Annotated in this window: 24 protein-coding genes; 11 read left to right on the top strand and 13 right to left on the bottom strand. The window is 65.4% G+C overall.

The annotated features are described in order from the left end of the window. Window positions 1-31 precede the first annotated feature (31 nt). Window positions 32-772, top strand: coding sequence for a bifunctional 2-polyprenyl-6-hydroxyphenol methylase/3-demethylubiquinol 3-O-methyltransferase UbiG (gene ubiG, locus IEV62_RS07875; protein WP_188446310.1), 741 nt, complete (start codon window positions 32-34; stop codon window positions 770-772). Between the two features lie 135 nt (window positions 773-907). Here ubiG and IEV62_RS07870 read toward each other — a convergent pair whose 3' ends face one another. Continuing rightward, window positions 908-2,446, bottom strand: coding sequence for an ABC transporter permease/substrate-binding protein (locus tag IEV62_RS07870; protein ID WP_188446309.1), 1,539 nt, complete (start codon window positions 2,444-2,446; stop codon window positions 908-910). Further along, window positions 2,443-3,219, bottom strand: a complete 777-nt coding sequence (locus IEV62_RS07865; RefSeq protein WP_188446372.1) for an ATP-binding cassette domain-containing protein — start codon at window positions 3,217-3,219, stop codon at window positions 2,443-2,445. The genes IEV62_RS07870 and IEV62_RS07865 overlap by 4 nt, the downstream gene beginning before the upstream one ends. 50 nt (window positions 3,220-3,269) lie before the next feature. Here IEV62_RS07865 and IEV62_RS07860 point away from each other — a divergent pair, with 50 nt between their 5' ends. Further along, on the top strand, window positions 3,270-4,067 hold the full coding sequence (locus tag IEV62_RS07860; RefSeq protein ID WP_188446308.1) for an SDR family oxidoreductase: 798 nt from the start codon (window positions 3,270-3,272) through the stop codon (window positions 4,065-4,067). 34 nt (window positions 4,068-4,101) lie between these two features. Here IEV62_RS07860 and IEV62_RS07855 read toward each other — a convergent pair whose 3' ends face one another. Beyond that, window positions 4,102-4,395, bottom strand: a complete 294-nt coding sequence (locus IEV62_RS07855) for a 4a-hydroxytetrahydrobiopterin dehydratase (protein WP_188446307.1) — start codon at window positions 4,393-4,395, stop codon at window positions 4,102-4,104. Between the two features lie 50 nt (window positions 4,396-4,445). Between IEV62_RS07855 and IEV62_RS07850 the strand changes: the two genes are divergently transcribed. Genes IEV62_RS07850 through IEV62_RS07840 form a run of 3 tightly spaced genes read left to right on the top strand, consistent with a single transcriptional unit; the run spans window position 4,446 to window position 6,069 of the window. Beyond that, complete coding sequence (locus IEV62_RS07850) at window positions 4,446-4,850, top strand: metallopeptidase family protein (protein WP_188446306.1); 405 nt, start codon at window positions 4,446-4,448, stop codon at window positions 4,848-4,850. Next, entirely contained in the window at window positions 4,847-5,440 is a 594-nt protein-coding gene (gene ccmA, locus IEV62_RS07845; protein ID WP_188446305.1) for a heme ABC exporter ATP-binding protein CcmA, read from the top strand. Before IEV62_RS07850 ends, ccmA begins: the two co-directional genes overlap by 4 nt. Then, window positions 5,434-6,069 (top strand): heme exporter protein CcmB, encoded by a 636-nt coding sequence (locus tag IEV62_RS07840; RefSeq protein ID WP_188446304.1) that lies wholly within the window; start codon window positions 5,434-5,436, stop codon window positions 6,067-6,069. Before ccmA ends, IEV62_RS07840 begins: the two co-directional genes overlap by 7 nt. 10 nt (window positions 6,070-6,079) lie before the next feature. On the opposite strand, the gene IEV62_RS07835 is transcribed toward IEV62_RS07840, so the two are convergent. The 10 genes from IEV62_RS07835 to coxB form a co-directional block, all read right to left on the bottom strand. Beyond that, window positions 6,080-6,946 (bottom strand): RsmD family RNA methyltransferase, encoded by an 867-nt coding sequence (locus IEV62_RS07835; RefSeq protein WP_188446303.1) that lies wholly within the window; start codon window positions 6,944-6,946, stop codon window positions 6,080-6,082. Beyond that, window positions 6,943-8,343, bottom strand: coding sequence for a threonine synthase (thrC, locus tag IEV62_RS07830; RefSeq protein WP_188446302.1), 1,401 nt, complete (start codon window positions 8,341-8,343; stop codon window positions 6,943-6,945). The genes IEV62_RS07835 and thrC overlap by 4 nt, the downstream gene beginning before the upstream one ends. 11 nt (window positions 8,344-8,354) lie before the next feature. Continuing rightward, on the bottom strand, window positions 8,355-8,987 hold the full coding sequence (locus IEV62_RS07825; protein ID WP_188446301.1) for an SURF1 family protein: 633 nt from the start codon (window positions 8,985-8,987) through the stop codon (window positions 8,355-8,357). Further along, window positions 8,984-9,385, bottom strand: coding sequence for a DUF983 domain-containing protein (locus IEV62_RS07820; protein ID WP_229732920.1), 402 nt, complete (start codon window positions 9,383-9,385; stop codon window positions 8,984-8,986). The genes IEV62_RS07825 and IEV62_RS07820 overlap by 4 nt, the downstream gene beginning before the upstream one ends. A 4-nt stretch (window positions 9,386-9,389) precedes the next feature. Next, window positions 9,390-10,256, bottom strand: a complete 867-nt coding sequence (locus IEV62_RS07815) for a cytochrome c oxidase subunit 3 (protein WP_188446299.1) — start codon at window positions 10,254-10,256, stop codon at window positions 9,390-9,392. A gap of 40 nt (window positions 10,257-10,296) precedes the next feature. Continuing rightward, entirely contained in the window at window positions 10,297-10,848 is a 552-nt protein-coding gene (locus IEV62_RS07810; protein WP_188446298.1) for a cytochrome c oxidase assembly protein, read from the bottom strand. Continuing rightward, complete coding sequence (locus tag IEV62_RS07805; protein ID WP_188446297.1) at window positions 10,848-10,994, bottom strand: cytochrome c oxidase system small membrane protein; 147 nt, start codon at window positions 10,992-10,994, stop codon at window positions 10,848-10,850. The genes IEV62_RS07810 and IEV62_RS07805 overlap by 1 nt, the downstream gene beginning before the upstream one ends. Next, entirely contained in the window at window positions 10,991-11,896 is a 906-nt protein-coding gene (locus tag IEV62_RS07800; protein WP_188446296.1) for a heme o synthase, read from the bottom strand. The genes IEV62_RS07805 and IEV62_RS07800 overlap by 4 nt, the downstream gene beginning before the upstream one ends. Before the next feature lie 121 nt (window positions 11,897-12,017). Further along, a complete protein-coding gene (ctaD, locus tag IEV62_RS07795) occupies window positions 12,018-13,679 on the bottom strand; it encodes a cytochrome c oxidase subunit I (protein ID WP_188446295.1) in 1,662 nt (553 codons plus the stop codon). Between the two features lie 3 nt (window positions 13,680-13,682). Further along, entirely contained in the window at window positions 13,683-14,801 is a 1,119-nt protein-coding gene (gene coxB, locus IEV62_RS07790; protein WP_188446294.1) for a cytochrome c oxidase subunit II, read from the bottom strand. 197 nt (window positions 14,802-14,998) lie between these two features. Here coxB and pyrE point away from each other — a divergent pair, with 197 nt between their 5' ends. The 6 genes from pyrE (at window position 14,999) to maiA (ending at window position 19,549) form a co-directional block, all read left to right on the top strand. Next, on the top strand, window positions 14,999-15,580 hold the full coding sequence (gene pyrE / locus IEV62_RS07785; RefSeq protein WP_188446293.1) for an orotate phosphoribosyltransferase: 582 nt from the start codon (window positions 14,999-15,001) through the stop codon (window positions 15,578-15,580). Beyond that, entirely contained in the window at window positions 15,577-16,323 is a 747-nt protein-coding gene (locus tag IEV62_RS07780) for a pyridoxine 5'-phosphate synthase (protein ID WP_188446292.1), read from the top strand. Before pyrE ends, IEV62_RS07780 begins: the two co-directional genes overlap by 4 nt. 211 nt (window positions 16,324-16,534) lie before the next feature. Further along, window positions 16,535-16,945: a holo-ACP synthase gene (gene acpS / locus IEV62_RS07775; protein ID WP_188446371.1), complete on the top strand. Its 411-nt coding sequence runs from the start codon at window positions 16,535-16,537 to the stop codon at window positions 16,943-16,945. After that, the gene (lepB, locus tag IEV62_RS07770) at window positions 16,942-17,856 is read left to right on the top strand and encodes a signal peptidase I (protein WP_188446291.1); all 915 of its coding nucleotides are present in this window, start codon (window positions 16,942-16,944) and stop codon (window positions 17,854-17,856) included. The genes acpS and lepB overlap by 4 nt, the downstream gene beginning before the upstream one ends. Continuing rightward, entirely contained in the window at window positions 17,853-18,914 is a 1,062-nt protein-coding gene (locus IEV62_RS07765) for an AI-2E family transporter (RefSeq protein ID WP_188446290.1), read from the top strand. The genes lepB and IEV62_RS07765 overlap by 4 nt, the downstream gene beginning before the upstream one ends. Beyond that, window positions 18,911-19,549 (top strand): maleylacetoacetate isomerase, encoded by a 639-nt coding sequence (maiA, locus tag IEV62_RS07760; RefSeq protein ID WP_188446289.1) that lies wholly within the window; start codon window positions 18,911-18,913, stop codon window positions 19,547-19,549. The genes IEV62_RS07765 and maiA overlap by 4 nt, the downstream gene beginning before the upstream one ends. Window positions 19,550-19,591 lie beyond the last annotated feature (42 nt).

Genomic DNA, 19,591 nt, shown 5'->3' with positions numbered 1-19,591 from the left:
GGTCTTGGGGCGGCCCTGATAGAAAGCGCGCATGACAAGCGCAACCGTAACAACCGCAACCACCATAGACGCGGGTGAGGCCGCGCATTTCGGCGCTATGGCGGCGGAGTGGTGGGACCCGAAGGGATCTTCCGCGATGCTCCACCGGCTCAACCCGGTGCGGCTGCGCTATCTGCGCGAGCGGATCGACGCGCACTGGCATGGCGACGAGGCGGGCTTCACGCCGCTGGCGGGCAAGCGCGCGCTCGATGTCGGGTGTGGCGCCGGATTGCTGTGCGAGCCGCTCGCGCGGTTGGGGGCGGCGGTGACCGGTTTGGATGCGGCGGCGGAGAATGTCGCGGTGGCGCAGGCGCATGCGGTGCAATCGGGGTTGGCGATCGACTATCGTACCGGCAGCGTCGAAGGGTTGGGGGGCGAGACCTTCGATCTCGTCACCAGCATGGAAGTGATCGAGCATGTCACCGATCCTGCCGCGTTTATTGCAGGCCTTGCTGGAGCGCTCGCACCCGGCGGATTGCTATTGCTCTCTACCCCGAACCGCACCGCACTTTCGCGCCTCGCGCTGATCACGGTCGGCGAAGGGCTCGGCCAAATCCCGCGCGGGACGCATGATTGGGACAAGTTCCTGACGCCCGATGCGCTGACGGCGTTGGTTGAGGGCGCAGGCTTGCGCGTGGTCGATGTGCGCGGTCTGGGGTTTTCGGTCGCAAAGGGCTTCGTGCTGAGCGACGATACCAAGCTCGATTATTTCGTGACGGCGGTGCGGGGCTAAAACGCCGACTTCCACCCCGGCGAAGGCCGGGGCCCAGTTGCGATGGCCGACGTAATCTGATGCTACGCGCGCCAATCAGGGCAGCGCGACTGGGCCCCGGCCTTCGCCGGGGTGGTGCAAGAGATATCGCTCGATTTACAATCCCACCTTCTTCTCCAGCCAGCGCGCCGCCGCCTCGGGCGAATCCTTCTCATCGTCGCGGTCGACGCGGTAATTCGCTGCGCGCATCGCATCGACCGGGATCCGCCCGACCAGCGGCTGCAGCGCCGCGATCAGCTTGGCGTCCTTGGCCCGCCCCGGCGCGACCATCAGGATCGCGTCATAGCCGGGGATTGCGCCGCGCGGGTCGGTGAGCACCGTCAGATGCTGCGCGGCGATCCGCCCGTCGGACGAGAAAGCCGAAATCACATCGGCCTGCCCGCTTTCGAGTGCGCGATACATAAAGGTCGGATTATAGGCATTGGCGGCGGCGAAGTTGAGCGGATAAGCGCGCTTGATCGCCGCCCATTCGGGCCGTTCGAGAAATTCGAGGTCGGAGCCCAATTTCAGCCGCGGTGCCGCCGAGACGAGATCGTCGAGCGAGCCGATACCCTTCGCCTTGGCATCCGCCCCGCGCATCGCAAAGGCATAGGCATTTTCGAACCCCAGCGCGCCGAGCAGCCGGACGCCCGACGTTTTCTGGGTCCACGCGCCGATCGCCGCGACCATCGCGGGCCGCGCCGGGATGTCGCTGCGCTGCATCTCGTTGGTCCAGATTGTGCCTGAATAATCGACATAAACGTCGATCGCGCCCGATTTGAGCGCACCGAACACCACTACCGACCCGAGCCCCTCGCGATATTGCACATGATAGCCGGCACGTTCGAGCCGATGCCCAATCAGCCGCGCGAGGATATATTGCTCGCCAAAGCCTTTCGCGCCGACGGTGATCGTCTCGTCCGAGCGCGGCAGCGCGGGGGCCAGCGCGACCAGCACGCCGACGAGCAGGACACCGGCCGCGACAAACGCGCGCATCCGCTTGCGTGCGGCGATGCCATGCTCGATCACGCCGAGCAACGCATCGACTGCGAGCGCCAGCGCCGCTGCACTGAGGCACCCGGCGAGGACCAGCGCCCAATTCTGCGTCTGGAGTCCGGCGAAGATCATGTCGCCAAGGCTCGGCTGGCCGACGGTGGTGGAGAGCGTCGCCGCGCCGATCGTCCACACCGCCGCGGTGCGGATGCCCGCCATCAGCACCGGCGCGACGAGCGGGGCCTCGACCAGCCGCAATTTCTGCCACGCGGTCATGCCGACACCATCCGCCGCCTCGATCACCGCCGGATCGAGCCCGGTGAGGCCGGTCACGCCGTTGCGCAGGATCGGCAGCAGCGCATAGAGCGTCAGCGCGAGCAGCGACGGCAGGAAACCGAGCGCCGGAATGCCGCCGCCAACCAGACCCGACAGGAACAGCAGCAGCGGATAGAAGAGCGCGAGCAGCGCGAGGCTCGGGATCGTCTGGACAAGACTTGCGAAACCGAGCGCGACGCGCGCCACCCCAGGCCGCCGCGCCGACCAGATCGCCAGCGGCAGGCTGATGATCAGCCCCAAGATCAACGCCGACGCCGCCAGCAACAGATGCGCCGCGAGCAGATCGGGCACACGCGTCATCGCTTCGAGGAACGGGCTGCCGCTCATCCCGCCAGCTCGCGCATCCGCCGCGCTTGCTCGCGTGGCACTGCGACCAGTGCATCGGCGACCGCGCCGCCCTCGCCCGCGAGCAAGGCCTTCGGGGTCGCATCGGCGACGATTTGGCCGCAATCCATCACCAGCACGCGATCGGCGAGGATCAGCGCCTCGGCCATGTCGTGCGTCACCATGATCGTGGTGAGGCCGAGCTGGTCGTGGAGCGCGCGAATCGCGGTGCCGAGTTGGTCGCGCGTGACCGGATCGAGCGCGCCGAACGGTTCATCGAGCAGCAGCAGTCCCGGCGCGGTGGCAAGCGCGCGGGCAACGCCGACCCGCTGGCGCTGCCCGCCGGACAGCGCATCGGGCATCCGCGCAGCGAACGCCTGCGGCAGATCGACCAGATCGAGCAATTCGGTAACGCGGGGCTGTCGTGCCTTCTCGCCCGCCAATCGCAGACCGATTGCGATGTTCTCGGCGACGGTCATGTGCGGGAACAGGCCGATGTTCTGAAAGACATAGCCGATCCGGCGGCGCAGCGCGTAGGGGGTAGCCGCCGACACCGCCTCCGCGCCGATCCGCACCACGCCTTCGCTCGGTTCGATCAGGCGGTTGATCATCTTCAGCAGCGTCGATTTGCCCGAACCCGACGAGCCGACCAGCGCCACGAAACTGCCACCGGCAATCGCTACCGTAACTCCGTCAACGGCTATTACGCCGCCGCCATAGCGTTTCGTAACGCCGTCGAAGGTGACCGCCGGGCCAATGTCGTGCGATGGTAGCATCGACGGCGACAGTGGGGCACGGTACCGCACGCGTCAAAGGGGTTAGCGACATGAATGAGCAAAAAGCGATCTTCATCACCGGCGGCGGATCGGGCATCGGTCAGGCGACTGCGAAGCTGTTCGCCGCCAAGGGCTGGCGCGTCGGCTTGGCCGACGTCAATGCCAAGGGATTGACCGAAACCGCGGCGATGCTCCCCGCCGGCATGGCGACGACCTATACGATGGACGTGCGCGACCGCGACGCGTGGGTCGCCAACCTCGACGCCTTTACCGCCACCACCGGCGGGCGGCTCGACGTTTTGTTCAACAATGCCGGGATCGGTACCGGCGGACCGCTGATCGAGATGAGCTTCGACGATCTCGACCGCGTCGTCGCGATCAATCTGGTCGGCGTGCTTAACGGCGCGAAGATTGGGTATGCCTATCTGTCGACGACGCCAGGATCGTGCCTGCTCAATACCGCATCCGCCTCGGCGATTTACGGGTCGTCGGGCCTGTCGGTCTATTCGGCGACCAAATTCGGCGTGCGCTCGTTGAGCGAGGCGCTCGACGGCGAATGGTATGGTGCAGGCGTCAAGGTGCGCGATCTTGTGCCGAGCTTCATCGACACGCCGCTCCTTGCGACCCCGGCGGGCAATTCCAACTATTCGATCAAGCAAGTCGTCACCAACGCCGGGCTCGAACTGACCGGAGTCGATGCCGTCGCGCAAGCTGCGTGGGACGCGGTGCACGGCGACAAGGTCCACACCTATGTCGGCAAGACCGCCGACCGCATGGCCTTTGCCGCACGCTGGATGCCCGGCCGTCTGCGCAAGATGATGCGGCGCGGGATTGCCGAGGCCAACTGAACGATCGTGCTCCTGCGCAAGCAGGAACACGATTTTAGCCGACCAGAGCGTCGATCGCCTCAGCCAGCGCCACGTCCTTGTGCGACAGGCCGCCGGCATCGTGCGTGGTCAGCGCGATGTCGACGCGGTTCCACACGTTCGACCATTCGGGGTGATGATCGGCCTTTTCGGCGAGCAAAGCGACGCGCGCCATGAAACCGAACGCTTCACTGAAATCGGCGAAGGTGAAGGTCCGCGTGATCGCATCGCGCGCTTCGTCAAAATCCCATTCGTCGAGCGTATCGAGTGCCTCGGCGCGGTCTTCGTCGTTCAGCGGTTCCACGGTCACACAAGCTCTCCTGCTGGCGCACCGCGCGCCTTGGCCGTAAGGCTTAGCGGATGGTGCCGCCCGATCAACTCCCGCCGACTGCCGACGAGATCGAAGCGATCGCGCGGGCGACGATCGCGGGGCTGCCGGACGCATTCCGCGCGCATCTGGATGATGTCGTGCTGATCGTCGAGGATTTCGCCGATGACGAGACGCTCGATGCGCTGGGCATCGCGGATCCGTTCGAGCTGAGCGGGGTCTATCATGGCCGACCGGTGGGCGAGAAATCGTCGATGGATTCAGGCGCGCCGCCCGACCGCATCCATCTGTATCGCCGCGCGATCCTCGACGAATGGGTCGATAGCGCGGTGGGCCTGACCGCACTGGTCGCGCATGTCACGATCCACGAGATCGGCCACCATTTCGGGCTGTCGGACGCCGATATGCACGCGCTCGAAGCGAGCGCCGAGCGGTGAGCGACGCGCTGGCGTTTCGCGACGTGACTTGCGTCCGTGGGGGACGGACCTTGTTCGAGGGGCTGTCGTTCGCGATTGCCGGCGGCGGCGCGGCGCTGGTGTCGGGGCCGAACGGGGTGGGCAAGTCGAGTTTGATCCGGGTCGCCGCAGGATTGCTTCGGCCAGCCGCCGGGGAGGTGGTCGGGTTGCCGATCCGGGCGCTGCTGGCCGAGGCAGCGGCGCTCGATCCGGGGTTGCGGCTGTTCAATGCGCTCGGCTTTTGGGCCACGCTCGATGCCGAACCCGATCCGCGCGAGCGGGTGCCGCGGGCGTTGGATGCAGTCGGCCTGGCGCACATCGCCGAAGTGCCGGTGCGCTTGCTCTCGACCGGGCAGCGCCGCCGCGCCGCGCTCGCGCGCGTGGTCGCGAGCGGAGCGCCGGTGTGGTTGCTCGACGAACCCGCCAACGGGCTCGACGTGGCGAGCGTCGCGATGCTCGAGCGGCTGATCGCCGAACACCGCGCGGGCGGCGGCACGGTGCTGGTCGCGACGCACACACCGATCGCGCTGCCGGACGCGGTGGAGGTTATACTCGGGGATCCATCATGCTGACCCTGATCGCGCGCGACGTGCGGATCGCCTGGGCGAGCGGCGGGGTTGCCAACGCACTCGCTTTCTTCCTGCTGGTGACGATCCTGTTCCCCTTCGCGGTCGGCCCGGATACCGCCCTGCTCGCGCGGATCGGCGGCGGGGTGATCTGGGCGGCGGCGTTGCTCGCGGCGCTGATGCCGGTCGAGCGCCTGATTGGTCCGGACATGGACAGTGGCGTGCTCGATCAGCTCGCGGTGCGCGGCCTGTCGATGCCGAGCGTCGCGGCAGCGAAGATCGTCGCGCACTGGCTGGGGTTCGGGCCGCCTTTGATGCTGGCGGCGGTGGTCGCGGCCGGGTTGCTCGGACTCGACGCGCGGACGCTGGGCGCGGTCGAACTGGGGTTGCTGATCGGCACGCCGGGGCTGGCGGCGCTCGCGGTGGCGACATCCGCGCTGGTAACGGGCTTGCGCGGGGCGGGATCGGTCGCGGGGCTGGTGATGCTGCCGCTCGCCGTCCCGCTGCTGATTTTCGGCGCGGGGTCGCTCGACGGCGGCATGGGTGCGGTCAAATTGCTCGGCGCGGTCAGCCTGTTGCTGCTGGCGGGGGCGCCATTCGTGGCGGGCGCGGCGATGCGGGCCGGCATGGAGTAAACGGGTTCTTCTACCCCCGCGACCAGCGCGCAAAGATCGCGGTCGGTAGCAACAACCCGCGTGCTTCCTCGCGCACCGCCATTTCCCCGACTTCGACCGTACCGCCGAGATCAGCCAGCGCCTGCCGCACCACTTCTCCGATCGCAAGCGCCGACATGCGCACCGCATAGACCGTCAGCACGAGAAACTTGCTGTCCTTATCCAGCAAGCGGCGGCAATCCGCGATCAGGCCCGGTAGGCCCTCCTCGAGCCGCCACACTTCGCCCTCGGGTCCCCGCCCGAACTTCGGGGGATCGAGGAAAATCCCGTCATAGCGCTTCTCGCGCCGCACTTCGCGCGCGGCGAATTTGGCGGCGTCGTCGACCATCCAGCGGATCGGACGATCGGCCATGTCAGACAGGAAGGCATTGGCCTTGCCCGCCTCGATCGATTTCTTCGACGCGTCGACATGCGTCATCGCCGCGCCCTTGGCCGCGAGCGCGAGCGTCCCGACGCCGGTATAGCCGAACAGGTTGAGCACCTGATCCCCCTCCGCGACCTGCGCGCGCATCCATTCCCATTGCGGGGCCATGTCGGGGAAGAATGCGAGGTGCCGGAACGGCGTGTTCTGCGCGAGCAGAAGTACCTCTTCCCATCGCACGTGCCAGCCGCCGCGCGGGACATCGCGCGAAAGGTGCCAGCGTCCGCCGCCCTCCTCGTCCGAGGCACCGATGAAATCGCCATCGGCTTCCCAGCTATCCGATGCGGGCGCCCACATCGCTTGCGGTTCGGGGCGGATGAACCGGAAGCGGCCGTAGCGCTCGAGCTTCCGGCCATGGCCGGAGTCGACCAGGCCGTAATCGGGCCACGGTTCGGCGATGAGCGTCAGCAGGCTCACCGCGCCACGGCCCGCGCGGCGATATAGGCCGTCACTGCGTCGAACGTCCCCGGCAGCGACGCATAGCGTTCCTCACGCGCAAACAGATCACCGATTCGCGCCGGGAGCGCGGGACGCTGGCCCGTCGCGCGCTCGACCGCGTCGCCGAATTTGGCGGGATGCGCGGTGGCGAGCGTCACCACCGGCACATCCGCCCCCAATCCGGCGCGGCGCGCCGCAGAAAGGCCGATCGCGGTGTGCGGATCGATCGTTTGACCGCACGAATCAAAGGCCCACCGCATCGCCAGCGCCATATCGTCGAGATCGATACGATCGCTGCCGAACAGTGCGTTCGCCGCTGCGCGTTGGGCGTTGGTCAATTGCATCGCCTTGGTCCCCTCGAACCCGTGCATCTGCGCGGCGAGTGCGTGCCCGTCGCGGCCGCCGAGATCGAACAGGAGACGTTCGAAATTGCTCGAAACCTGAATGTCCATCGAAGGGCTGGGCGTCGGAACAACCGTCCCTTGCGAATAGTCGCCAACGCTGAGCGCGCGGTGGAGGATGTCGTTGACGTTGGTCGCGACAATCAGCTTGGCGATGGGCAGCCCCATCTTCGCCGCGACATAGCCCGCGAACACATCGCCGAAATTCCCGGTCGGAACCGCAAAAGCGACCGCGCGATCGGGCGCACCGAGGCGGACAGCGGCGTAGAAATAATAGACGATCTGCGCCATCAGCCGCGCCCAGTTGATCGAATTCACCGCCGACAGCGCAAAACTGCCGGAGAAAGCCGCGTCGTTGAACATCGCCTTCACTAACGCCTGGCAATCGTCGAAGCTCGCATCCTCAAGCGCGATATTGTGGATGTTGGGCGCGATGACGGTGGTCATCTGGCGGCGCTGCACGTCGGACACGCGGCCCTTGGGGTGGAGCATGAACACATCGACCCCGGCGCGCCCGGCCAGCGCATCGATCGCGGCCGAGCCGGTATCGCCCGAGGTTGCGCCGATCACGGTGACCTGCTGGCTGCTCCCATTCAAGAAGCGCTCGAACAGCAGACCAAGCAATTGCAGCGCGACATCCTTGAACGCAAGCGTCGGGCCGTGGAACAGCTCCAGCAGCCAATGCTGCTGGTCGAGCTGAACCAGCGGGACGACCGCGGCATGCGCGAAGCGGCCATAGGCCTGCGTGCACAAGCCCCGCAGCTCCGCTTCGGTCAGCGTCCCCGTGACGAACGGCAGCATCACCGCCACGGCGGTGTCGACATAGGACAGGCCCTGCATCGCCGCGATCTGCTCGCGCGAGAAGCTCGGCCAGCTTTCGGGAAGGTACAGCCCGCCATCCGAGGCAAGCCCCGCGAGCGTGACGTCGCGGAAATCGAGGGTCGGCGCGGAGCCGCGCGTGCTGATGTAGCGCATGGCGCTTGCGGTTAGCGCGGCGCGGGCGACTCGGCAACCGTGCGACGACGCAGCGCCAGCGCATAGATCAAGGCGGCAAGGCTCGCGAACACGAACCACTGCACCGCATAGGCCAAATGGTTGTTGGGTACGGCCGACAGATCGGGCCCCGGATTGGGGTCGAGTCCCGCCATTGGCGGATCGGCGACGAGCATCAGCGTCTTGGGTGCGCCGCCAAACGCCGCCGCGACGATCGGCGCATGATCGGGCGCGTGGCTGATATAGCCGCGCACTGGACCGCCCTTCCAATCAGGCTTGGCATGCGGATCGGTGCCGAAGCCCAGTTGAACGGCGAAGCCTGGACCTTCTGCGCCGGTGCGGCACTGCGCGATCTGCCGCCAGCCAGTGCCGCCGCGGGCATTACGCCCGCCTTCGATCGCGAAGCTGACGGGTTCGAGGCAGAAGGCGCTCGCACGGCGAAACAGCAGCGTGTCATCAACCGGGATCGCCGGGAAGGTGATGCGCGGCAGCGTGATATTCTGCGCGTATCGCACCAGCAGCGCTTCCTTTTCGGCGCGGCGCTGGAGCTGCCAGACGCCGAGCGCGATCATCGCGGCGACCGCAAGGCCAACCACGATCGTAGGGATGACAGGGATTGCCTTCACCGATCCGACTCGCTGTCCGGTGGCACGATATGCCCCTCATGCGCGGCGGTGCGGAATTCCGACCCGAGCAATGCCGCCTTGGCGATACGCAAAGCCCCGACGACGCTCCCCACCGTGACCGGCAGCCAGATAATCAATTGCAGCCAAATCGGCGGGCCCCACGTCAGCTGGATCGTGATCGCGGTGCCGACCACCAGCGCGCCCAGCACCAGCGTCAGGATCGCGGCCGGCCCGTCCCCGACGTTGAACGCGCCATAGTCCAGCCCGCACACCTTGCAGCGATCGGCAAAATCAAGCCAGCTACGAAACAGTCCGGGCGCGCCACAGCGCGGACACAGGCCCTTCAGCGCGGCCGCGACGGGGGTGGGTGCGGTGGTGACCGCTGGCCCGTCGCTCACCGGATCACCCGGCGTGGACCGGTGCGCCCCAGCCACCATAAACGTAGATGGTGACGAACAGGAACAACCACACCACATCGACGAAATGCCAGTACCAGGCCGCTGCCTCAAACCCGAAATGCTGCCGCGGCGTGAAGTCCCCGCGATAGACGCGGATCTGGCAGACGATCAGGAAGATCGTTCCGATCATCACGTGGAAGCCGTGAAAGCCGGTCGACATGAAGAAGGCCGCGCCATAGTTCAGTCCCTTGAAGGGGAACGGCGCCTCGGAATATTCGTACGCCTGGATCGAGCTGAAGATCAGGCCAAGTACGATCGTTGCCCACAGGCCCTTTTTCAAGCCGTCGCGGTCGCCATGGATCAGCGCGTGGTGTGCCCAGGTGATGGTCGTGCCGCTGGTCAGCAGGATCAGCGTGTTAAGCAGCGGGAATTTGAAGGCGTCGATGACTTCGAGACCCTTGGGCGGCCATTGCGCGGCCCCGGCGGCAACGTCGGTAATGACACTGGTCGTCTTGGTCACCGAATCATAGGCGATGTGCGCGGGGAAGAGCGAGAAATCGAAATAGGCCCAGAACCAGCCAACGAAGAACATCACCTCGGAGGCGATGAACAGGATCATGCCGTAGCGCAAATGGAGCTGGACGACCGGGGTATGGTCGCCGGCATGCGCCTCGAGGATGATCTGGCGCCACCAGCCGTACATCACCGCGAGCACACCCGCGAGACCGGCATAGAAGAGCGCGCCACCACCGGCCGCCGAATGCATCCACATAATGCCGCCGGCCGCCATCGCCAGCGCCGCCATCGATCCGGCGAGCGGCCAGATGCTGGGCGGGAGGATGTGATAATCGTGGTTCTTGGTGCCGGACATCGGTCTTCCCTTATGCGTATCGTCGTCGGTTGGTCCCGCTCTAGCCTTTGGCTTTCGCGGAATCCACGGGGTAAAACGTGTAACTGAGTGTGATCGTCTCGACGTCATTGGCGTCGGGGTCAGCCAGGATCTTGGGATCGACGAAAAAGATCACCGGCATGCGCGCGGTCTCGCCGGGTTTCAGCGTCTGCTGCGTGAAGCAGAAACACTGGATTTTGGTGAAATATTTGCCGGCCTGTGCCGGGGTGACGTTATAGGTCGCAGTGCCGGTGATCGGATGATCCGACGTATTCGTCGCGGTAAAGAACGCCATGTCGCGCGCACCGATCGCCACCGTCTCGGACGGATTTTCCGGCGCGAACTTCCACGGCATGTGCGGCGCGACATTGGTGTCGAAATCGATCCGGATCTGGCGGTCGACCGCGCCCGGGGCAACCGTCCCGCGCTGCGTCGTGCCGTTCAGGCCAGTCGCCTGACAGAACATGCGGTAGAGCGGAATGCTCGCCCAACCGACACCGGTCATGAAACAAATGCCGAGCACCGCGAAAAAAGCGGTCCGAAGCTTGCGATCGGCAGGCAGAAACCGCGCCATCAGTGCGGCATCCCCGCCTTGATCTTGGCGATGCTGATCGCAAACACCAGGATCACGAACGCACCAAGGATCAGCGCGAGCACTAGGGCGCGGCTGCGCTGGCGCTTGCGGACCAAATCGGAATGCGGAAGCGGGTCCGGAGTCATGCGGTAAGCCGATCGAAAGCGAGGGTGGCGAAGATCGCGAGGATGTACCCGATCGAATAGACGAACAGCACGCGCTCGGCCTTCATCGCGGGCGTGGTTTCGGCGCGTTGCACGACCACCCAGGCGGTAAGCCCGACGAACACGAGCGAGGTGAGCGTCGCGATCAGGCCATAGGTCGCACCCGCCAGCCCGAGCGGCCAAGGTGCCACCGCCGCCGCCGCCATCAGCACCGCATAGAACAGCATTTGCCAGCGCGTCGTCGCGGCACTCGCCACGACCGGCAGCATCGGTACGCCGCCCTTGGCATAATCGTCACGGATGAGCAGCGCGAGCGCCCAGCTGTGCGGGGGCGTCCACAGAAAGATGATCGCGAACATTAACAGCGGCAGCGTCGAGAGGCTGCCCGTGGCGGCGACCCAGCCGATCAGCGGCGGGAAGGCACCGGCGGCACCGCCGATGACGATGTTCTGCGGGGTCCGGCGCTTGAGCCCGACGGTATAGACGAGCACGTAGAACAGGATCGAGACCGCCAGCAGCCCGGCGGCGATCAGACCGATCGCCAAGCCCATCAGCAACACCGAGAACACGCCGAGCGCCACGCCGAACTGCAACGCGGTTTCGCGCTCCATCTTGCCCGCAGGCAAGGGGCGCTTGGCGGTGCGCTTCATCAGCGCATCGATATCGCTTTCATACCATTGGTTGAGCGCGCCTGCCGACCCCGCCGCGAGCGCGATCGCCAGGATCGCGGTGAAAGCGAGCGTGAAGGGCAATTGCACCGGGGCGGCAAGCATGCCGCATAACGCCGTAAACACCACCGACCGCATCACGCGTGGTTTGGTCAGCGCGAAAAAATCGCCTGCTCCGGCGGGGAGGGTGGTGGTCGGGAAGGCGGTGGTGGTCATTGGTGCAATCCTCCCCTCCCGCTCGCGGGAGGGGCTGGGGGAGGGGCGTTCGTCGGAGAGCGCCGCGTTCTGCGGCACTCCCCTCCCCTAACCCCTCCCGCAAGCGGGAGGGGAAAAGGGCTTAGTCGATCCGCGGCAGCGTCTCGAACTGATGGTAGGGCGGCGGGCTCGTCAGCGTCCATTCGAGCGTCGTCGCGCCGTCGCCCCACGGATTGTCGCCAGCCGGCTTACCCTTGAACAACGACCAGATGACGTTGACGAAGAACACCAGCATCGAGGCTGCCATGATCTTGTAGCCGAGCGTCGCGACCCAGTTCCACTGCGCGAGCGCATCGGTATAATCCGGCACGCGGCGCTGCATGTTCTGGAGGCCCAGAAAATGCATCGGGAAGAACAAGACGTTCACGCCGACGAAGAACACATAATAGTGAATCTGGCCGAGCGTCTCGTTATACATCTTCCCCGACATTTTCGGGAACCAGTAATAGAAGCCACAGAACAGCGAGAACACCGCACCCAGCGACAGCACATAGTGGAAATGCGCCACGACGTAATAGCTGTCCTGCATGTAATCATCGATGCCGCCATTGGCGAGCACGACCCCGGTCACGCCACCAACGGTGAACATGAAGATGAAGCCGATCGCCCACAGCATCGGCGTCTTGAAGGACAGCGAGCCGCCCCACATCGTTGCGATCCATGAGAAAATCTTGATGCCGGTCGGCACCGCGATCACCATCGTCGCCGCGGTGAAATACATCTTGGTGTTCACGCTGAGACCGGTGGTGAACATGTGATGCGCCCACACGACGAAGCCGACGACACCGATCGCGACCATAGCATAGGCCATGCCGAGATAGCCGAACACGGGCTTTTTCGAGAAGGTCGAGATCACCTGGCTGACGATGCCGAAGCCCGGCAGGATCATGATGTAGACTTCGGGGTGACCGAAGAACCAGAACAGATGCTGGTACAGGATCGGATCACCGCCGCCGGCCGGATCAAAGAAGGTCGTGCCGAAGTTACGATCGGTCAGCAGCATCGTGATGGCGGCTGCCAGCACCGGCAACGCCAGCAACAGCAGGAAGGCGGTGACGAGCACCGACCACACGAACAGCGGCATCTTGTGCAGCGTCATGCCGGGCGCGCGCATGTTGAAGATGGTGGTGATGAAGTTGATCGCGCCAAGGATCGACGAGGCACCGGCAAGATGGAGCGACAGGATCGCCATGTCGGTCGACGGCCCGGGCTCACCATAGGTCGAGAGCGGCGCATAGAGCGTCCAGCCGTTACCCGCGCCACCGAAGAAGGGCGAGGCGAGCAGCAGCGTGAAGCTCGGGATCAGCAGCCAGAACGAGACGTTGTTCATCCGCGGGAAGGCCATGTCGGGCGCGCCGATCATGATCGGCACAAACCAATTGCCAAAGCCGCCGATCATCGCCGGCATGACCATGAAGAACACCATGATCAGGCCGTGCGCGGTGATCAGGACGTTCCACAGATGGAGCGAATGATCGAGCCCCTGCTCGCCACCGGGCAGATAGCTTGCCCAAATGCCGAGATATTGGATACCCGGCTCGGCCAGTTCGGCGCGCATCAGGCCCGAAATCGCCCCACCGATGATCCCCGCGACAATCGCGAAGATCAGGTACAGCGTCCCGATATCCTTGTGGTTGGTCGACATGAACCAGCGCGCAAAGAACGACATCTGATGATCGTCATGCGCGTGGACATCGTCATGGTGCGCTTCGAACGCGGCGGGGCTGAGGGCGGTGTCGGTCATGGGTTATTGTCCAGCGGAAGCGTTGGCGGCGGGAGCGGCGGGGAGCGCGTTGGCGGCAGCCGCATCGGCGGCGGTCGGTGCGGCGGGGGCGGACCCGGCCGCGCCGACGACGGCGGGCGATGGCGCCGCAGCAGCACCGGGCATTGTGCCGCCCTTCGCCTTCACCCACTGCGCGAACACCGCCGGCGTGACCGCCTGAACCGTGATCGGCATGTAGCCGTGGCGCGCGCCGCACAGTTCCGAGCAGACACCGAAATAGACGCCGGGCTTGTCGATCGTGAAGCTGGTTTCGTTCAAACGGCCGGGGACCGCGTCAAGCTTGATCCAGAAGGCGGGGATTTCCCAGCTGTGGATCACGTCGTTGGAGGTGGTGATCAGGCGGATCGGCACGCCGACCGGCAACACGACGCGCTGGTCGGTCGCGAGCAGCCGGGGACCGTCGATCGCAGTCCGCGCGCGCTCACCCTTGCCGACTTCACTGGCTTCCTTGAGCATGTTCGACGTGACTTCGAATCCGCCATTGTCGGGATATTGATACGACCAATACCATTGGTTGCCGATTGCCTTAAGCGTCACCGCATTCTTGGGCGCGGGCTTATATTGCGCTTGCAACAAGCCGATCGAGGGAAGCGCAAGGCCGAGCAAGATCAGCACCGGGACGCCAGTCCACAGCACTTCGAGCACCGTATTGTGCGAGGTCTTGGACGCGACCGGGTTGGCCGCGCGACGATAGCGCACCACGACCCAGAAGAGCAGGAACAGCACCAGTACCGAGATGAAGGTGATGACGGGCATCAACAGCCAGTTGTGGAACCATGCTGCCTGCGCGCCGGTGCGCGTCACCTGCGGTTGCAGCCCGAGCACGCCGACCACCGGCTGACCGACCTTGGGGTCAATCGCCATTGCCGGCGCGCCATCGACGGCGAGCATCGGATCAATCGTCGTCACAGCGGGGGTTGCAGCCGGGGTCGCGGCGGCAGGATCGCCGACCGTCACCGTCGGCGCGGCCTCAACCGGCTTGGATACAGGAGCAATCGGGGTAGCCTGCGGTGCGGCATTCGCCGATCCGATACTCAGCATCGCGAGGCCTGCGGCCAGCGCGATCGATTTGATCCCGATCATTCGCATCTTTCTGTTTCTACTCTCGAACACTCGTGCCCACCGATGGTGTCGGCAAAGCGGGGCTACATATCGTTATAGCGGCCCTATACGCAGGGTGACCCCTTGTCTCAAGTCGAACATGGCGCATTTTTTGCGCAGTCGTTGCGTCGCAGCATCCCCGCTCCTAGTTAAGCGGGCCGTACGCAGGACCCTGAGCGATGACTGACGATGATATTCTAGCCGAATTCCGCAGCGCCGAAGCGTTGCTGGAGGGGCATTTCATCCTGTCGTCGGGCTTGCGGTCGTCGCGGTATTTGCAATGCGCGCGCGTGCTGATGGACCCGGCGCGTGGCGCGCGTCTGGCAACGGCGCTGGTCGCGCGACTCCCCACAGACGTAAGGGAAATCATCGCCGTTGTGGTGTCGCCCGCCATGGGCGGGGTGATCGCGGGGCAGGAGATGGCCCGTGCGCTGGGCGTATCGGCGATGTTTCTGGAACGGCCCGATGGCGTGTTCGAACTCCGCCGCGGCTTCCGGCTCGAACCGGGCACCAAGGTCCTGATGATGGAAGACGTCGTGACGACCGGTCTTTCCTCCAAAGAGGCGATCGCCGCGATCGCGCGTGCGGGCGGCGAGACGGTCGCGGCGGCGGCGCTGGTCGACCGCTCCAACGGATCGGCCGATCTCGGCGTGCCCTTCTATCCGCTGATTCGACTCGCCGTGCCGACCTATCCGGCGGATGCGTTGCCCCCCGAATTGGCGGCGATCCCGGCGATCAAGCCTGGGAGCCGTGCGGCATGACACTTCGACACGTTCAAGGCGACCGGCTTCGCTTGGGGGTCAATATCGACCATGTCGCGACGGTGCGGAATGCGCGTGAGTCGGGTTACCCCGATCCGGTGCGCGCGGCTTTGCTGGCGGCTGAAGCGGGCGCAGACGGCATCACCGCGCACCTTCGCGAAGATCGGCGGCACATCACCGACGACGACATCGCCCGACTTTGCGCCGAGCTGACGATCCCGCTCAATTTCGAAATGGCGGCGACCGCCGAGATGCTGGCGATCGCGCTGCGCCACCGCCCGCACGCCGCGTGCATCGTCCCCGAAAAGCGCGAGGAGCGCACGACCGAAGGCGGGCTCGACGCAGCAGGACACTATGATCAGCTGGCCCCTTTGGTGTCCGAATTGCGCGCCGCGAACATCCGCGTGTCGCTGTTCATCGAACCCGATGCGCGCCAGATCGACGCGGCAATCCGGCTCGGCGCGCCCGTGATCGAACTGCACACCGGGCGCTATGCCGATCTGGCAAGCGACGCGCAGGTCACCGAAGTCCGCCGGCTTGCCGATGCGGCCGCGCTGGCCGTCAAGAACGGGATCGAAGTGCATGCCGGACACGGCCTGACGCTGACCAATGTCGCGCCGATTGCCGCGATCCCGCAGATTCGCGAGCTGAACATCGGCCACAGCCTGATTGCCGACGCGATCTTCATGGGGCTGGGCGACGCGGTCCGCGCGATGCGCGCGGCGATGGATGCGGCGCGGTGATTAAGAGAAGAAGTTTGGTTCGCGCGGAGGCGCGGAGACGCGGAGAAGAAGTAGGGAAACGATTGCGCTGCGCGCGGCTCGTATCAGGTTCAGCGCGCCCTTTCGAATGCCGCGCGAAGCGCAACACATTCCCTTTTCTTTTTTCTTCCTCTTCTTCTCCGCGTCTCCGCGCCGCCGCGCGAACCGACCTTCTTCTTCAAAGCATCCAGCCATGATCATCGGGCTCGGCTCCGACCTGTGCAACATTGAGCGGATCCAGGCCTCGCTTGATCGATTCGGTGCGCGGTTCGAAAATCGCGTGTTCACCGACGTCGAGCGTGCCAAAGCGGAACGCCGCCCCTTCACCAAGGCGGGGACGCTCGCCAAGCGCTTCGCCGCGAAGGAAGCCTATTCCAAGGCGGTCGGCACCGGATTCAAGCGTGGCGTGTTCATGAAGGACATCGGTGTCGTCAACGCCCCCTCGGGCGCGCCAACGCTCGCGCTTTCCGGTGGAGCCAAGGCGAGACTTGACGCGTTGACGCCCGACGGCCACGTCGCCCGAGTACATTTGACGATGACCGACGACCATCCCTGGGCACAAGCTTTTGTGGTGATCGAGACGGTGCCAAAGGACGAGACATGAGCGAGGATCTGGCCCTGAACGACGAGATCGGCGAACCCGCCGAAAAGAGCATTCCGGCCGTCGACGCTCCCGCTGCCAAGCGGCCCGGCACCGACTGGGCGTCCGAACTGCGCGGCATCTTTTGGCTGATCCTGGCGGTGCTCGGCTTCCATACCTTCGTCGCCAAGCCGTTCTATATCCCGTCGGAATCGATGCTGCCGGGGTTGCTGGTTGGTGATCAGCTGGTGGTGAGCAAATATCCTTATGGCTGGTCGTTCGTGTCGCCGACCTTTCACTTGCTGCCGTTCATCCACGGCCGCTTGCTCGGCCGCTTGCCCGAGCGCGGCGATGTCGTGATCGTCACCCCGCCGGGCACCAAGACCGACTATATCAAGCGCCTGATCGGCTTGCCCGGTGATCGGCTGGAAGTGCGCGGCGGCACCGTGATCCTCAACGGCGTCGCGGTGAAGCGCGGGCCGCTGCATTATGTCGATGTGCCCTCTTATGGCGGGATGCCGCAACCCGCCCCCGAAACCGGCCTGACCTGCGATCTCGGCGAAGGTGCGTTGCGCACCGCACCCGATGGGAGCGCGATCTGCCATATGCCGCTGGTCACCGAGACGCTGCCCAACGGGCGGCATTACGAAACGGTCGAACTCGGCGAAAGCGCGGGCGACAATTATGGCCCGATCGTCATCCCGCCCGACCATGTCTTCATGATGGGCGACAATCGCGACCGCAGCGCCGACAGCCGCGTGCCGCTCGAGCAAGGCGGCCTCGGCGGGCCGGTGCCATGGGAATATCTCGGCGGGCGTGCGGAATTCATTACCTTCTCGAAGACCGGGCTCGGCAGCTGGAATCCGCTGAGCTGGGGCCAATCCTTCCGCGGCGGCCGCGCTGGCACGTCGCTCCATGCGACGCGTGAAAAATGAGCGATTCGCGGTCGGCTGAACTGGTCAGCGAACCCGCGCCCAACGAACTGCGCGATCCGTTCGTGCGGCAGGAGCTGAAGCGCGCGACGGTCTGGCTTGGCCTGGCCAGCGCGATCGCCCTGGTCGTCCTGCTGATCCAGCCCTTGCTGATCATCTTCGGCGGGCTGGTCTTCGCCTCGATGCTCGACGGCGGGGTGCGCTTGCTCGGGCGGGTGTTGCCGATCCCGCGGCCGTGGCGGCTCGCAATCGTCGTTATCCTGACCGTCCTGTTCATCGCCGGCGTCTTCTATCTGACCGGCGCAGGGATCGCCGATCAGGTCGAGCAGTTGCGCGCGACGCTGACGACACAGGCGACCAAGCTGATGGCCTTGGCGTCGAATAGCGGATTGATGCCGGGGAAGGCCGATCTCAACGGCATGGTGCAGCAAGCGCTGGGGTCGTTCGGCAAGATCACGTCCTATCTCGGCACGGCGTTTGGCGCATTGGCCAGCCTGATCATGGTGCTGGTGATCGGCCTGTTCATCGCGATGGAGCCGCGTTTGTACGAAGGCGGGCTGCAATGGATGGTGCCGCGCGACATGCGTCCGCGCTTTTCGGGAACGATCGAGGCGATGGCGGTGACGATGCGCCGTCTGCTGGCGGGAAGGTTGTTCGGCATGGCGCTGGAAGGCGTGATGACCGGCGTGGCGCTGGCGATCTTCGGCGTGCCGATGGCGCTGGTCCTCGGCATCATCACCGGGATTCTGGCCTTCATCCCCAATATCGGCGCGATCACCAGCGGCGTGTTGATGGTGGCGGTCGGCTTCAGCGCGGGGACGCATACCGGATTCGCCGCGATCGGCATCTATTTCTTCATTCAGACGCTCGACGGCTATGTCATCATTCCGATGGTGGCCAAGCGCACCGTCGATTTGCCGCCCGCGCTGACGCTCTCGTCGCAGATTTTGGCGGGGACGCTGTTCGGATTGCTCGGCCTGACGCTTGCCGATCCGCTGACCGCGATGATCAAGGTCGCGCTCGAACGCAGCTCCGAAGCCGAGGCAGACGCCGAGGCATGACCCCGATCCTCTATGATTTCTGGCGCTCCTCGGCTGCCTATCGCGTGCGGATCGTGCTCAATTTGAAGCAGGTCGCGTACCACAGCGTCGCGGTCGATCTGGCCAAGGGCGCGCAACACGCGGCCGATTTTCTGGCGCGGAACCCGCAAGGCCTCGTTCCCGCGCTCGACATCGGCACGACGGTGTTGACGCAGAGTCTGGCGATCATCGATTATCTCGATGCGACACACAAAGCGGTGCCGATGGTGTCGTCCGATCCGGTCGCACGGTCGCACGTGCTGGCACAGGCGCTGGTGATCGCGGCGGATATCCACCCGATCGACAATCTGCGCGTGCTCAACCGGCTGACCGATCAGTTTGGCGCCGACCAGGACGCGCGCGACGCCTGGTATGCGCACTGGATTACCACGGGGCTGACCGCGCTTGAGGCGATGACCGCCGATGTGCCCGGGCCGTTTCTGGGCGGCGACGCGCCCAATCTTGCCGACGTGTGTCTGGTCCCGCAGCTATATAATGCGCGGCGCTTTGCGGTTCCGCTCAAGGCATATCCCCGGCTGCTGCGCGCCGACGCCGCCGCCGTCGACCGCCCCGAAATCGCCGCCGCGCACCCCGACCGCGTTAAGCCGGCGGCCTGACAAGGCCTCGCGCGCCGCTCATCTCAAGCGAATTGCCGCGCC

Origin of the sequence: Sphingomonas psychrolutea, assembly GCF_014636175.1 — a bacterium.
GTDB lineage: Bacteria > Pseudomonadota > Alphaproteobacteria > Sphingomonadales > Sphingomonadaceae > Sphingomonas > Sphingomonas psychrolutea.
The sequence above is the reverse complement of the archived record's forward strand: the minus strand, read 5'-3'. Positions and strand labels throughout refer to the sequence as shown.

What these genes read in the sequence shown, in the direction of transcription:
- ubiG (WP_188446310.1), top strand. Translation starts at nt 32, where the DNA reads ATGACAAGCGCAACCGTAACAACCGCAACCACCATAGACGCGGGTGAG.
- IEV62_RS07870 (WP_188446309.1), bottom strand. Translation starts at nt 2,446, where the DNA reads ATGAGCGGCAGCCCGTTCCTCGAAGCGATGACGCGTGTGCCCGATCTG.
- IEV62_RS07865 (WP_188446372.1), bottom strand. Translation starts at nt 3,219, where the DNA reads ATGCTACCATCGCACGACATTGGCCCGGCGGTCACCTTCGACGGCGTT.
- IEV62_RS07860 (WP_188446308.1), top strand. Translation starts at nt 3,270, where the DNA reads ATGAATGAGCAAAAAGCGATCTTCATCACCGGCGGCGGATCGGGCATC.
- IEV62_RS07850 (WP_188446306.1), top strand. Translation starts at nt 4,446, where the DNA reads ATGGTGCCGCCCGATCAACTCCCGCCGACTGCCGACGAGATCGAAGCG.
- IEV62_RS07840 (WP_188446304.1), top strand. Translation starts at nt 5,434, where the DNA reads ATGCTGACCCTGATCGCGCGCGACGTGCGGATCGCCTGGGCGAGCGGC.
- thrC (WP_188446302.1), bottom strand. Translation starts at nt 8,343, where the DNA reads ATGCGCTACATCAGCACGCGCGGCTCCGCGCCGACCCTCGATTTCCGC.
- IEV62_RS07815 (WP_188446299.1), bottom strand. Translation starts at nt 10,256, where the DNA reads ATGTCCGGCACCAAGAACCACGATTATCACATCCTCCCGCCCAGCATC.
- IEV62_RS07810 (WP_188446298.1), bottom strand. Translation starts at nt 10,848, where the DNA reads ATGGCGCGGTTTCTGCCTGCCGATCGCAAGCTTCGGACCGCTTTTTTC.
- IEV62_RS07805 (WP_188446297.1), bottom strand. Translation starts at nt 10,994, where the DNA reads ATGACTCCGGACCCGCTTCCGCATTCCGATTTGGTCCGCAAGCGCCAG.
- IEV62_RS07800 (WP_188446296.1), bottom strand. Translation starts at nt 11,896, where the DNA reads ATGACCACCACCGCCTTCCCGACCACCACCCTCCCCGCCGGAGCAGGC.
- ctaD (WP_188446295.1), bottom strand. Translation starts at nt 13,679, where the DNA reads ATGACCGACACCGCCCTCAGCCCCGCCGCGTTCGAAGCGCACCATGAC.
- coxB (WP_188446294.1), bottom strand. Translation starts at nt 14,801, where the DNA reads ATGATCGGGATCAAATCGATCGCGCTGGCCGCAGGCCTCGCGATGCTG.
- pyrE (WP_188446293.1), top strand. Translation starts at nt 14,999, where the DNA reads ATGACTGACGATGATATTCTAGCCGAATTCCGCAGCGCCGAAGCGTTG.
- IEV62_RS07780 (WP_188446292.1), top strand. Translation starts at nt 15,577, where the DNA reads ATGACACTTCGACACGTTCAAGGCGACCGGCTTCGCTTGGGGGTCAAT.
- acpS (WP_188446371.1), top strand. Translation starts at nt 16,535, where the DNA reads ATGATCATCGGGCTCGGCTCCGACCTGTGCAACATTGAGCGGATCCAG.
- lepB (WP_188446291.1), top strand. Translation starts at nt 16,942, where the DNA reads ATGAGCGAGGATCTGGCCCTGAACGACGAGATCGGCGAACCCGCCGAA.
- IEV62_RS07765 (WP_188446290.1), top strand. Translation starts at nt 17,853, where the DNA reads ATGAGCGATTCGCGGTCGGCTGAACTGGTCAGCGAACCCGCGCCCAAC.
- maiA (WP_188446289.1), top strand. Translation starts at nt 18,911, where the DNA reads ATGACCCCGATCCTCTATGATTTCTGGCGCTCCTCGGCTGCCTATCGC.